The organism is Pseudomonas putida (assembly GCF_001941965.1).
GTDB lineage: Bacteria > Pseudomonadota > Gammaproteobacteria > Pseudomonadales > Pseudomonadaceae > Aquipseudomonas > Aquipseudomonas putida_L.
This window is the reverse complement of sequence record NZ_MKZO01000047.1, coordinates 1-13650: the sequence shown is the minus strand read 5'-3', so window position 1 is coordinate 13650 and position 13650 is coordinate 1. Positions and strand designations below refer to the sequence as shown.

General features: G+C 66.7%; 9 protein-coding genes and 1 pseudogene. 7 read left to right on the top strand and 3 right to left on the bottom strand.

Going from position 1 to position 13650, the window contains the following annotated elements; all coding sequences use genetic code 11:
* Positions 1–29: 29 nt before the first annotated feature.
* The 3 genes and pseudogenes from PSEMO_RS23515 to PSEMO_RS23505 form a co-directional block, all read right to left on the bottom strand.
* On the bottom strand, positions 30–1724 hold the full coding sequence (locus PSEMO_RS23515; protein WP_075805345.1) for a ShlB/FhaC/HecB family hemolysin secretion/activation protein: 1695 nt from the start codon (positions 1722–1724) through the stop codon (positions 30–32).
* A 93-nt stretch (positions 1725–1817) separates the two neighbouring features.
* A pseudogene (locus PSEMO_RS23510) lies at positions 1818–3203 on the bottom strand (ATP-binding protein); the annotation flags it as partial.
* A gap of 72 nt (positions 3204–3275) precedes the next feature.
* Positions 3276–3887 (bottom strand): TetR/AcrR family transcriptional regulator, encoded by a 612-nt coding sequence (locus tag PSEMO_RS23505; protein ID WP_075805343.1) that lies wholly within the window; start codon positions 3885–3887, stop codon positions 3276–3278.
* A 172-nt stretch (positions 3888–4059) separates the two neighbouring features.
* Here PSEMO_RS23505 and PSEMO_RS23500 point away from each other — a divergent pair, with 172 nt between their 5' ends.
* The 7 genes from PSEMO_RS23500 (at position 4060) to PSEMO_RS23470 (ending at position 13439) form a co-directional block, all read left to right on the top strand.
* Positions 4060–5790, top strand: coding sequence for an ABC transporter ATP-binding protein (locus PSEMO_RS23500; protein WP_075805342.1), 1731 nt, complete (start codon positions 4060–4062; stop codon positions 5788–5790).
* Positions 5784–7523 (top strand): ABC transporter ATP-binding protein, encoded by a 1740-nt coding sequence (locus PSEMO_RS23495; protein WP_075805341.1) that lies wholly within the window; start codon positions 5784–5786, stop codon positions 7521–7523. Before PSEMO_RS23500 ends, PSEMO_RS23495 begins: the two co-directional genes overlap by 7 nt.
* Positions 7514–8455: an ABC transporter permease gene (locus PSEMO_RS23490; protein WP_075805340.1), complete on the top strand. Its 942-nt coding sequence runs from the start codon at positions 7514–7516 to the stop codon at positions 8453–8455. Before PSEMO_RS23495 ends, PSEMO_RS23490 begins: the two co-directional genes overlap by 10 nt.
* The gene (locus PSEMO_RS23485; protein ID WP_075805339.1) at positions 8452–9393 is read left to right on the top strand and encodes an iron chelate uptake ABC transporter family permease subunit; all 942 of its coding nucleotides are present in this window, start codon (positions 8452–8454) and stop codon (positions 9391–9393) included. The genes PSEMO_RS23490 and PSEMO_RS23485 overlap by 4 nt, the downstream gene beginning before the upstream one ends.
* Positions 9390–10166, top strand: a complete 777-nt coding sequence (locus PSEMO_RS23480) for an iron ABC transporter ATP-binding protein (RefSeq protein WP_075805338.1) — start codon at positions 9390–9392, stop codon at positions 10164–10166. The genes PSEMO_RS23485 and PSEMO_RS23480 overlap by 4 nt, the downstream gene beginning before the upstream one ends.
* On the top strand, positions 10163–11134 hold the full coding sequence (locus tag PSEMO_RS23475; protein ID WP_075805337.1) for a siderophore ABC transporter substrate-binding protein: 972 nt from the start codon (positions 10163–10165) through the stop codon (positions 11132–11134). The genes PSEMO_RS23480 and PSEMO_RS23475 overlap by 4 nt, the downstream gene beginning before the upstream one ends.
* A gap of 115 nt (positions 11135–11249) precedes the next feature.
* The gene (locus PSEMO_RS23470) at positions 11250–13439 is read left to right on the top strand and encodes a TonB-dependent receptor (protein ID WP_081430320.1); all 2190 of its coding nucleotides are present in this window, start codon (positions 11250–11252) and stop codon (positions 13437–13439) included.
* The last annotated feature ends 211 nt before the right edge of the window (positions 13440–13650 follow it).

Here is a 13650-nt window from a genome sequence, read left to right as displayed (position 1 = left end):
TCGTGGTCTCGGTTCAGCTGTGGTGGGGCTTAGAGCAGCAGCTCCACCCGGAAATAAAGTGGGGTTTCACGCTCGGTGATCACATCCGGGCGCTCAAGGGAATGGGCAAAGGTCACGCTGGCGGCCAGGTGCTGGCCGCGGGCGAAGAATTCGATGGCGTTGCTGGAAACACGTCCATGCTGGTCGCCGTTGTAGCGGTCGCCGCGGATCACGCCCTGGTCATAGCCGAGGCTCAGGCCGTACTCACCGAGCACCGGCTGCAGCCATTCGAGCGTGACCGGGCGGGTCCAGCGCAGGTCGTTGCGCCAGTAACCGCCGCTGTCGCCGGTGAGGGACTGGTCCTTGTAGCCGCGCACCGACGACAGGCCGCCCAGGCTCAGGCGCTGCGGGCTGTACAGCGGGTTTTCGCTGCGCTGTCCGGTGGCCAGGCTGCTGAAACTGAAGTTCTCGCCCCACAGGCTGAAGGGCTGCAGGTAGCTGAGGGTCAGGCTGTACTTGCGATAACGGGCGTCGGGGTCGCCTGGTTGCTCCTGGCGGTCGGCCTGGGCGTCGAAGGCGCCGATGCCCTGCTGCATGCCCAGGTCAAGGTTGACGAAGGCGCTGCCGACGCGCCGGCCATGGTTGATGCCGAACTGGGCTTCGCTGAGGCGGTTGCTGCTGTTCTCCAGGCGGCTGCCTTCGATGTAGTTGTTCGAGCGCAGGTAGGCGATGCCGGTGTTCAGCGAGGTTTTCGACAGGCTGTCGCGGTGGATCACCCGCTCGGCGCGCAACTGGTGGTTTTGCGTATCGCCGGTCTGCTTGAAGCTGAAGGTGTTGGCTTCGGCGCGGGAGCGGTAGGCGCTCTGGCTGTACGAATAGCTGAAGTTCCACCAGCCCCAGGGCAGGTTGTAGAAGAGCATTTCATTGTGGGCGGTGCGCTGGTGATCGCTGACCGCGTCACGGCCGCCACGCAGCATCAACTGGTCGGCAAGGCCCAGCGGGCTGTCCCATTCCAGGCCGTAGCCCCACTGTTGCTCGCCGGTGGCGAGCTGGCCGTCGTTGTTGCGCGAAACGCTGGCGCGCCAGGGCTTTTTCGGGGTATTGCCGACCTGCACGGTGCTGCCGCCAACGTTGCTGCCGGGCACCAGTTCCATCTTGGCCTGGTTGGACGGCAGGCGGTTGAGCTGGTCGACCATCTGCTCGATATCGCGCAGGTTCAACAGTTCGCCGACCGTGCCGGGAAAGGTCATCGCCAGTTCCCGAGGCGACACGCCGTTGCCATTGAGCCCTTCGAGGCGGCCTTCGACGACCTGGATTTCCAGGTGGCGGGTGCTCAGGTCCTGTTGCGGCAGGTAGGCGCGGCTGGTGACCAGGCCACGGGCCAGGTAGTGATCGGTGATGGCCTTGAGCAAGGCATTGAGCTGCTCGACACCGAGGCATTGGCCCAGCCAGGGTTTGACCAGGCTGTCGCGATCGGCCTGGGACAGCTGGTCGGCGCCCTTGACCTCGATGGTGTCGATGGGAAAGCAGCGGGTATCGGGAGCTGCCGGGGTGGCCGGCTGGGTGGATTGCTGGCCCGGCAGGTCGCGCAGTTCGTCAAGGCGACGTTGCTGTTCGAGGAGCAGACGGTCCTGCCGCTCACGGATCAGGTCCTGGTCGCCCGGGGTCGCTGCGAAGGCAGGTACAGCAGCGCCAAGGCCCAGGGCCAGAAGGCACAACCTCATCGCGAGGTGGTGGAGATGCATGAGCCGGGATCCCTTGCTAATATCAATACGCCATCATTGGCGTGGCGATATTAGTGATCGGTAAAAATGGCGTCAAGCGTTGGGCGCTGAGGTCCGCGGAAGGTACAGGGAAACCGTGGTGCCCGCGCCTTCCTGCGAGACGATATTCGCCTGCCCCCCGGATTGCTGGACGAATCCATAGATCATCGACAGCCCCAGCCCCGTGCCCTGCCCGTCGGGCTTGGTCGTGAAGAACGGCTCGAACGCCCGCTCCATTACGTGCGTGGGCATTCCGCAACCGGTGTCCGACACCGTCAGGCACAGGTAACCGCCCGCCGGTAGTTCGAGGGCCACTGCCCGCTCGCCGTCGAGGTACAGATTGCTGGTCCTGACCTGGATCCGCCCGCCGTCGGGCATGGCGTCACGGGCATTGATGCACAGGTTGAGCAGCGCGTTTTCCAGTTGGCTCGCATCGACGAAGGCCGGCCAGAGGTCGAGGGCGCCGAGGGTCTCGATGGAGATGCCCGGGCCGACGGAGCGCTGTATCAAGTCGAACATGCCGCGAATCAGCGCATTGACGTCGGTGGCCTGCGGCGCCAACGGCTGCCGCCGGGAGAACGCCAGGAGCCGTCGGGTCAGGGTCGCGGCCCGGGTGACCCCGCCCTGGGCGGCCGCCAGGTATTTGTCGAGGTCGCCGAAGCGCCCCTGGCTCACGCGCCCTTCGAGCATTTCCAGGGCACCGGCGATGCCGGCCAGCAGGTTGTTGAAGTCGTGGGCGATGCCGCCGGTCAACTGGCCGACCGCCTCCATCTTCTGCGACTGGCGCAGGCTGGCTTCGGCGGCCATGAGCGCCTGGGTCCGTTCTTCGACCCGTTGTTCGAGGGTGTCGTTGAGCAGGCGCAGGGCTTCTTCGGAATGCGTGCGCTCGAGCAGGTCGGCGGCCTGGCGGGCGAGGATGTCCAGCAGGCGCAGATCGCGCTCGGAAGGATGGTGGGGGTGACGCCAATGGGTCGAGATCATCCCCAGCAACGCACCGCTGCGCGACACCAGCGGGGTGGTCTGCGCCGCGCGGATACCGGTGCGACGGAACGCTTCCAGCTCCTCGGTCCCGGCGATTTCCGGCCATTGCTCGTAATCGGCAATGATCGCCCGCTGCCCGCAGCGCAGGGCCAGGGCACAGCTGCTCAGGGCCTGGGGGCTGACCCAGTGCCAGAACGCCACCGCCTCGCCAGGCAAGTGCCGCGCGCACAGCAACTGCAGGCCGGTGACGGCGCCCTGGCCGTGGTCGCGGGCGGACAACACCTGCATGGTGCCGAACTGCGAGCCGCCGATGGTCACGGCCGCATCGACGATCTTCTCGTAGAGGGCTCCGAGGTCCTGCTCGCCGATCAGCGTGGTGCTGATGCGGTGCACAAGCTCGAGGTCCGCCAGGTCATCGACCACTGCCTGGAGGGGAGCCGCGTGCGACTCCGAAGGTTGAACGACATTGGTGAGGGTCATGAACGGGGGCCTGGCGAGCACGCGGGGAAAGATGATGAGTGTATTCGACAGGCTGGCGCCGGTATATCCCGCTCAGCGGCGCCGTTCGAGCAAAACCAGCATGCCAACGATCAACGCCCGCATTCCTTCATCCAGCTCCACCTCCATCTCCGACTCTTCCCCGGCCCGGTCCGCCTCCAGCAGCGGCTCGCGACCCGACACGGTGTACACCGTATCCGCCACCGCAAACCCATGGAACGCCACGGTGGAAAGCAACCACCGCGCCTGCTCCAGGCTCAGCCCGTAAGCCTGGGCGATATGCGCCTGGTGCGCATGGATCTTGTCGATCATCGATTCGGTGGCCGCCAGGCGGCGGATGACGTAGGGCGTCAGGCCCGGATGCGCCTTGACGAAGGCCTGGACCGAGGCGGCGAAGCCGGTCAGGTAGTCCTCCAGCCCCTGCGGTGCGTCGGCATCGGCCTGGGGAATCTCCCAGCGCTGGAAGATCTCCTCGGCCACCAGGCATTTGAGCGCCTCGATATTGGCCACGTGCTTGTACAGCGCCATATGGCTCACACCCAACGCCGCCGCCACGCCGACGAAGGTCAGGCTGGGCAGGCCGATGGCGATGCTGACATCGGCAATGCGTTCGCGGGTGATGGTTCGCGGGCGGCCGCGGCCGGGGGATGGTGCTGGGGATTCCATGGATGACTCCGCTTTCGGGGTTCTACCGGGATCCTGTGGGAGCGGGTTTACCCGCTCCCACAGGGGCCGCGTCGTGCTTTGAAGAAGTGTCTTGTAGCCGTCTTGTCGGGTTTTCGCAAATTAGTTTATAGTCATGCAACTAATTATTTCCGCGCTGCTCCAGGCCCGCTTCATGTCCGACTCCTCCTCTGCAAACCCCATCAAACGTGTGCTCAGGCCGATCCGTGGGCGCCTGATCGCCGCCGCGCTGCTGGCCGCCAGCGGCTCGATGCTGACCCTCGCGCCCCTCGCCGGGATTGCCGAAATCGCACGCCTGGCCTTGAACGGTGACCCCATTGGCTCGCTGGTGCTGCTCAGCGTCGCCAATCTGTTCGCCGGCATGGCGTCGATCACCGCCGGCGAGTGGCTCGCGCACCTGGCCGATAACCGCATCACCCACCACCTGCGCACCGCCATCGCCCAGCGCCTGACCCAGGTGCCCCTGGGCTGGTTCAGCGAGCGGGCGTCGAGCGAGGTGAAACGGGCGATGCAGGACGATATCGGCACCCTGCACAGCCTTACCGCGCACTTTTACACCACCCTCGGCCGGGCCCTGGGCGCGGTGCTGATTTCGCTGGTCTACCTGTTTGCCATGGACTGGCGCATGGCGCTGATCGTGTTGCTGCCGTTCCCGGCGTTCTTCCTGTTCCTGCGTCGTGCGGTGCAGGCCAGTGCGGCGCATATGGACGAACTGGTCGCCGGCATGGCCGGGATCGACAACGCCGTGGTCGAGTTCGTCAACGGCATGCCGCTGGTCAAGGCGTTCGGTGACCGGGGCACTGCGCAAGACCGCTACCGCACTGCCGTGCAGAGCTTCGCCCGCACCTTCGGCACCTTCACCCGCCCGCTGGTGGCGTCCATGGCCCGGGCCAATGCCCTGATCGCGCCCGTGTCGGTGCTGGGCCTGGTGCTGCTGACCGGGATGGTCTTCGTGACCCTGGGCTGGAGCGAACCGCTGGATATCCTGCCGTTCGCCCTGGTCACGCCGGGCCTGTGCGCGCCCCTGCAGTTGCTGCACTACATCACCCACGACCTCAACCACGCGGTCGGGGCCGCGCAACGGGTGCTGGCCCTGCTGGATACGCCGGTCCTGCCCGCCCCTGCCGTCGGTCAGGAACCCCAAGGCAACGAGGTGCGCGTTGAGCGCGTCAGCCATGCCTACGTCACCGGCACCCCGGTGCTCGACGACATCAGCTTCACCCTGACCCCAGGCACCACCACCGCCATCGTCGGGCCGTCCGGTGCCGGCAAGTCGACCCTGGCGCGCCTGCTGCTGCGTTTCTTCGACCCCGACAGCGGTCGCATCACCCTCGGCGGCGCTGACCTGCGGCAACTCGACAGCCGCGAGCTGTACCGGCGCATCGGCTTCGTCCTGCAGGACGTGCGCCTGATCCACGCCAGCGTGGCCGAGAACATTGCCCTGGGCCTGGCGGACGCCTCCCGCGAGCAGATCGAGGCCGCCGCGCGCCTGGCCAATCTCCATGAACGCATCCTGCAATTGCCGCGCGGCTACGACTCGGTGATCGGCGAAGACGCCCTGCTCTCCGGCGGCGAACAGCAGCGCCTGAGCATCGCCCGCGCTGTGCTGCTCGACCCGCCGGTGCTGGTGCTCGACGAGGCCACCGCCGCCGCCGATGCCGATAACGAAGCGGCGATCCAGCACGCCCTGTCGCGCTTCGCCGAGGGCCGCACCCTGCTGGTGATCGCCCACCGGCTGGACACGGTGATGCACGCCGACCGGATTCTCGTGCTCGACGACGGCGTCATCCGCGAACAAGGCCATCACACCGAGTTGCTGGCCCGCCAGGGCCTGTACGCCCGCCTCTGGCAGCAAGGCCGTTACCAGGACACCGCGACATGCTGAACACCCTGAACCAACTGCTGGGCGATGCTGCCCCGGCCTTGCGCCGCTATCTGTGGATGACCGTGCTGTATGGCGCCTTCAGTGGCCTGACCATCAGCGCCCTGGCGCCCCTCATGCTGCACCTGCTGAACGGCGATAACGCCGCGGCCGGCCTGTGGCTGGCAGCCCTGGCCGGCGGCACCCTGCTCTGCTGGATCTGCCGCCGCCGGGTCGAACACGCCGGCATCGCCGTGGCCACCGCCGTGCTCCGCGAGGGCCGCCTGCGCCTGGGCGAACAGGTGGCGCAACTGCCGCTGGGCTGGTTCACCCCGGATAACACCGCGCGCCTCGGCCATGTGATCACCCATGGGCTGATGGCCGTGGCCCAGTTGCCGGCCCATGTCTTCACGCCGTTGATCGCCGGCAGCGTCATGCCGGTAGTACTGGCTCTGGTGCTGTGCGCACTGCACGGTGCGCTGGGCCTGATCGCCCTGCTGGCGTTGCCGCTGCTGGTCGGCGTGATGCTGTTCAGCGCTCGCCTCGGCCGGCGCGCCGACCAGAGTTTCCAGCAGCACTTCGCCGAAGCCAGCCAGCGTGTGGTCGAGTTCGCCCAGGCGCAGTCGGTGCTGCGTGCGTTCAATGGCGCGGGCGGCGCCACCCGGCGGCTGGACGAAAGCCTGGAGCGCCAGCGCCGCAGCGGTCGCGCCTTGATCCTGCGCTCCGCGTTGTCGGCGCTGCTGAACAGTTGGGCGGTACAGGCGACCTTCGCCGCGTTGCTGGTGGCGGCGAGTTTCAGTTTTGCCGGTCATGACGGGCTCGCAGTGAGCGTGGCCCTGGTCATCGCCTGTCGCTTTATCGATCCCTTGCAGGACGTCGCCAGCCACGTCGAGATTCTTCGTGGCAGCGAGGGCCAGCTCAAGGAGTTCGAACGCATCCTTGCCGCCCAACCGCTACCGGAACCCGCCGCGCCACAGCAACCGGTAGACGCGGCGATCGAGCTGCAAGGCGTGAGCCTGCGCTACAGCGCCGACGGCCCCGATGTGCTGCAGGACATTGACCTGCACCTGCCCGTCGGCAGCATGACGGCGATCATCGGCGCCTCGGGCTCGGGCAAGACGTCGCTGCTGCGCCTGATCGCGCGCTTCTTCGATGCCAGCCAGGGCAGCGTGCGGATCGGCGGCGTCGACCTGCGGCAGATCGACCGCGCGACCCGGGTTGGCACGGTCAGCCAGGTACTCCAGGACACCTGGCTGTTCCAGGGCAGCATCGCCGACAACATCCGTATCGGCCGGGCCGACGCCAGCGACGCCGAAGTCCTGCGCGCCGCCCGCCTGGCCGGCCTGGGCGAAGTACTCGAGCGCTTGCCCGAGGGGCTCGACACACAAGCCGGCGAAGGCGGCGCCCGGCTCTCGGGTGGCGAACGCCAGCGCGTGACCATCGCCCGCGCGCTGATCAAGGAAGCCCCGGTGCTGCTGGTGGACGAAGCCACCGCCGCCCTCGACGCGCACAACGAGGCGCTGATCATCGACACCCTGGCCAGCCTGCGCGGCCAGTGCACCCTGGTGGTGGTCGCGCACCAGTTGAATACCGTGGCCATGGCCGACCATATCGTCGTGCTCGATAACGGTCGGATCGTCGAGCAGGGTTCGCCGGACGCTTTGCGCGCCAGTGGCGGCCATTACGCGCGCTTCCTCGAACAGCGGCAGGCGGCGAGCGGCTGGCGAATTGCGCTGGAGCACGACGGATGCGCCTGAGCTGGCTGCTGGCCTTCTTCCTGTTGTGCCTCGCCTCGCTGGCGGTCGGTGCCCGCGAACTGGCGTGGTCGCAGCTGTTCAACCTGGAAGGCGACCTGTGGCTGACCCTGGGCGCCAGCCGCCTGCCGCGCCTGGCCGCACTGATCCTGGTGGGGGTCGGGCTGGCAGTGTGCGGGGTAATCCTCCAGCAGATCGTGCGCAACCGCTTCGTCGAGCCCGGTACCAGCGGCGGCCTGGATGCCGCGCGCCTCGGCATCCTCCTTTCCCTGAGCCTGGCCCCGGCGGCCGGGGCGCTGACACGGATGTTCTTCGCCCTGCTGTTGTGCTTCGCCGCCAGCGCGCTGTTCGTGATGATCATCCGGCGCATCCGCGCCCGAAATGCGGTGCTGGTGCCGGTCATCGGCCTGATGTACGGCGGTGTGCTGAGCGCCGTCGCCGAGTTCTACGCCTATCGCTTCAACCTGATGCAGAGCATGCAGGGCTGGCTGCTGGGCGACTTTTCCAAGGTGGTGCAGGGGCGCTACGAGATCCTCTACCTGATCCTGCCGATCATCGTCCTCACCTACCTGTACGCCCAGCGTTTCACCGTACTCGGCATGGGCGAAGGGCTGGCCACCAGCCTCGGCCTGAACTACACCGCCAACCTCACCCTGGGCCTGATGCTGGTGGCGGTGACGGTGTCGGCCAGCGTGATCGCCGTCGGCGCGATTCCCTTCGTCGGCCTGGTGGTGCCCAACCTGGTCGCCCTGCGCCATGGCGACAACCTGCGCCGCACCCTGCCGATCATTGCCCTGGCTGGCGCCGCCTTGCTGCTGGTCTGCGACCTGGTCGGGCGGCTGTTGATCTACCCGTTCGAAGTGCCCATCGGCCTCACCGCCGGTAGCCTCGGCGGCCTGGTGTTCCTCGCCCTGATCATCCGGAGCCAGCGATGAAGCGCAGCTACCTGGCCTGGGCCGTGGTGCTCGCCCTGGCCCTGGTCTTCCTGTTCGCCGGTGCCGAGCTGGACTTCGCCTATGTGATCCCCAAGCGCTTCGCCCGGCTCAGCGCCATGGTCATTGGCGGGGTCTGCGTGGCCTGCTCGGCGATCGTCTTCCAGACCCTCACCGGCAACCGCATCCTGACCCCGGCGATCATGGGCTACGAGGCGGTCTACCTGCTGCTCCAGGCGCTGCTGGTCCTGATCGTGGGCATGCAGGGGCTGGTACTGCTGGGCAGCGACGGCAACTTCCTGCTGTCGGTGCTGATGATGCTCGGCTATTCGTGGGCCCTGCACCGCTGGCTGTTCCGCGACGGCAAGAGCAATGTGTATTTCCTCCTGCTGATCGGGCTGGTGCTGACCCTGGTCATGGGCACCCTGACCCAGTTCGTCCAGCTCAAGGTCAGCCCCGGCGAGTTCTCCATTCTGCAGGGCTACACCCAGGCCTCGTTCAACCGCGCCACGCCACGCCTGCTGCTCGGCTCGGCCGTGCTGGTGGCGGTGCTCTGCGTGGTGCAGGCGCGAACGCTGGCAGTGCTCGATGTGCTTGCCCTGGGCCGTGACCAGGCCATCTCCCTCGGCGTGGATTACCGCCGCCAGTTGCGCCTGCAACTGGCGCTGATCGCCGCGCTGGTCGCGGTCTCCACCAGCCTGCTCGGGCCCACCGCCTTCATGGGCGTATTCGTCGCCAATATCACCTACGCACTGGCCGGCACCTTCAGGCACCGGGTCACCCTGGCCCTGGGCAGCGCCGTGGCCATCGCCGTGTTCATCGCCGCCCAGTTGCTGGTGGAACACCTTTTCAACTACCGGACCACCGTCGGCATCCTGGTCAACCTGGTGTGCGGCACCTGGTTCCTGGCCCTGATGGTCCGCACCCGGGGCACCTCATGATCAGCGTTCACGACCTGCACAAAGCCTATGCCGGCAAGCCCGTGCTCTCGGGCATCGACCTGGAATTTCCGGCCGGGCGCCTGACCTCGCTGATCGGCCCCAACGGCGCGGGCAAGACCACCCTGCTGCTGATGCTCGCCCGGCTGCTGCAGGGCGATCGCGGCGAGGTGCGCCTGGACGGTCGGCGTATCGACAGCATCGCCCTCGGCGACTACGCCCGGCGGGTCGCCACGCTGCGTCAGTCAGTGGATTTCAACCTGCGCCTGACCGTCGACGAACTGGTCGCCTTCGGCCGCTTTCCCTACAGCCGTGGCGCCCTCACCCGCGACGACCGCCGGGCCATCGACGACGCCATCGCCTTCCTCGCCCTGGAGCCGCTGCGCTCGGCCTATGTCGACGAACTGAGCGGCGGCCAGCGGCAGATGGCGTTCCTGGCCATGACCATCGCCCAGCAGACCGACTGCCTGCTGCTGGACGAACCGCTGAACAACCTCGACATGCGCCACGCCCTGCAGATCATGCGCGCGCTGCGCCGGCTCTGCGACGACTTCGGGCGCACGGTGATCCTGGTGGTTCACGACATCAATTTCGCCGCCAGTTACTCGGACTGGATCGTCGCCATGCAGGACGGCCGGGTGCACTGCACCGGCAGCGTCGACGAGGTGGTGACCGAACAACGGCTGCAGGGCCTGTACGGGATCGATTTCGAGATCACCCGGGGCGCCCGCGGCCGCCTGTGCAACTACTTCAACCCACCGGGAGCACAACCATGAAACCCAACCACCCCGCCGGCTGGCCGCTGGCCCTGCTGCTGGGCGCCACCCTCGCCCTGCACGGCTGCAACGAGCCTGCGGCCGAGGTCAAGGCACCCCAGGCCACGGCTGCCGCTATCAGCGTGCAGCACAAGCTGGGCACCACCGTGATCAATCACAGGCCCCTGCGCGCGGTCGCCCTGGACATGAACGAAGTGGACTTCCTCGACCAGTTGGGCGTGGCGGTGGCGGGCATGCCCAAGGACTTCGTGCCGCACTTCCTGGCGCGCTACAAGGACGATGCGCAGGTCGCGGATATCGGCTCGATCGTCCAGCCCAACCTGGAGCGGGTGCATGCCGCGCGCCCGGACCTGATCCTGATCACCTCGCTGCAGGCCAACCAGTACGCCGAGCTCAGCGAAATGGCCCCGACCCTGCACTTCGACGTGGACTACCGCGACAGCGAGGCCGGGCATGTCGAGGTGATCAAGCAGCATCTGCTCAGCCTGGGCGAGGTCTTCGGCAAGCAGGCCCTGGCCGCGCAGAAGGCCACCGAGCTGCAAGCCCGGGTCGACCAGGCCCGCGTCGTCACCCACGAGCGTCCCGAACGGGCCCTGGTGGTGCTGCACAACAACGGTGCCTTCAGTGCCTTCGGCGTGCATTCGCGCTACGGCTTCGTCTTCACCGACCTCGGCGTCAAGCCGGCCACCGACACCCTGGAGACCGGGTTGCACGGCCAGCCGATTTCCAGCGAGTTCATCCAGCAGGAGGACCCGGACATCCTCTACGTGGTCGACCGCACCGCAGTGATGGAACACCGCCCGGCGCTGGACAAGGAGACCCTCGGCAACCCGTTGCTGCGCCAGACCAAGGCGTGGAAGCACGACCGCGTGGTGTTCGTCGATCCCGAAGCCTGGTACGTCACCGCTGCCAGCCCGACGTCCGTCGCGCTGATCGTCGATGACGTGCTCAAGGGCTACGCGAACTAAGCAACAGAGGGCGGCAGCGACGCACACCTGCATTAGCAGGTGATTCTCGTTCGCCCTACGTCTTCGCTTCTCAAATATTAGAAACACCCTGCCAACCAACGTTCGGAGTCATAGCGTGTCTCACCGTCCCTCCCCTGTCGTAACCCTGCAACACACCCCGCTGGCCCAGGCCATTCTGCTCGGGCTTGCCCTTGGCGCCTGCGCGCTGTCGTCCGCCAGGGTTCATGCCGAAGAACAACAACCCGCCCCGACGGATCTGCCCGCTACCCGCATCGATGCCGAAGCCATCACCGGTGAAACCCTGCCGGCACCCTATGCCGGCGGCCAGGTCGCCAGCGGTGGCCGCGTCGGGTTGCTGGGCAACAAGGACTTCATGGAAACCCCGTTCAGCACAGTCAGCTACACCGAAAGCTATGTGCGCGACCTGCAGGCCCGGGATATCACCGACGTGATCGCCGCCACCGACCCGTCGGTGTTCAGCAACGGGCTGACCGGCACCTTCAGCGAGAACTATTCGATCCGCGGCTTCCAGACCAGCGTCAGCGACATGACCGTCGACGGCCTGTTCGGCATGGCCCCGTACTACCGCGCCTCGCCGGAGATGTACGAGCGCATCGAAGTGCTCAAGGGCCCTTCGGCGTTGCTCAACGGCATGCCGCCGGGAGGTTCGGTGGGCGGCTTCGTCAACCTGATTCCCAAGCGGGCCGGCGACACCCCGCTGACCCGCCTGACCGCCACCTGGGCCTCCGACAACCAGCTCGGCAGCCACCTCGACGTGGGCCGGCGCTTCGGCGAGAACAACCAGTTCGGCGTGCGCTTCAACGGCATGTACCGCGACGGCGACACCGCCATCGACGACCAGTCGCAGCGCAACGTGCTGTCGTCCCTGGCCCTGGACTGGCGTGGTGAGCGCGGCAAGCTGTCCCTCGACCTGTTCGATACCGATGACAAGATCAACGGCCAGAACCGTGGTATGGGCCTCGCGGCCAACGTGCCGGTGCCGCGCCCGCCGAGCAACGACATCCTGCTCAACCCCGACTGGGCCTACGTGGAAACCAAGGACAAGGGCGTCATCCTGCGTGGCGAATACGAGCTGAACGACCAGTTGCTGGCCTACGGCGCCATCGGTACCAGCAAGACCCAGTACCAGTACAGCGGCGCGCTGACCGCCACGGTGATCAACACGGCGGGCGACTTCACCACCGCCATGGGCCAATTGCAGATGGAGATCTACAAGACCTCCGCCGAAGCCGGGCTGCGCGGGCACTTCGACACCTTCGGGATCAATCACCAGTGGTCGGTCAACGCCACCCAGTACAGCGACACGCAGAAGGACTTCGGTCGCCGTGCGGCGGGCTCGAACTGGACCACCAATATCTACAACCCGGTGTGGGGGCCGAAGGTCTCCGAGGCCTGGCCGCAGATCGCCCACACCGAGAACGACCTGAAGAGCTATGGCATCGCCGATACCCTCTCAGTCATGGACGAGCGTCTGCAACTGACTCTGGGTGTACGGCGCCAGGAGGTGGTCACCGATACCTGGAACGTCACCACCGGCGCGCGCAACAAGCCCGGCTACGACACCCACGCCACTACTCCGGCCGGGGCGATCCTGTTCAAGCTGACCGACGAGTTGTCGCTGTACGCCAACTACATCGAGGGCCTGAGCAAGGGCGCGGCGGCGCCGATCACTGCCGCCAACTACGGTGACGTGTTCGCGCCGTACAAGACCAAGCAGAAGGAAGTCGGCCTGAAGCTCGACCTGGGTACTTTCAGCCATACCCTGGCGCTGTACGAAATCACCCGGCCGAGCAGCTACACCGATCCGGCCACCAACCTCTTCTCGTTCGGTGGCGAGCAGCGTAACCGTGGTGTGGAATGGACCTTCTTCGGCGCGCCGCTGGAGGATGTACGGTTGATGGGTGGCGTGGCCTATGTCGACCCGGAGTTGACCAAGACCCAGGGCGGCATCAACGAAGGCAAGACGGCCACGGCCTATCCCAAGCTGCAGGGCAAGCTGGGGGCCGAGTGGGATATCCCGGGGCTCGAGGGGCTGACGCTGACGGGCAATGTCAGCTCGCAGTCGAAGCAGTACATCTCGGCGGACAACAGCCTGACGATTCCCGGCTTCACCGTGTTCGACGTAGGTGCGCGCTACGCCACGCAGGTGGCCAGCAAGCCGGTGACACTGCGTGCGGCGATCACCAACCTGGCGGACAAGGACTACTGGGGTGTGCCGCTGACCCAGACCTTGGGCACGGGGGCGCCGCGGACCTATCAGTTGTCGGCGACGGTGGACTTCTGATCCGAACCTGAGGTCGACCCTACCGGCCTCATCGCTGGCAAGCCAGCTCCCACAGGGTCAGCACAGACCTTGAGACTTGTGCTGTACCTGTGGGAGCTGGCTTGTCGGATCGCCGCACCGCAGCGATAGCGGTAGCCCAGACAACACATGTCCGGCAGGAAAACCGCTAGAATCCAGCCACCTTTCCCCACCCTGCCCAGCCCCCATGACC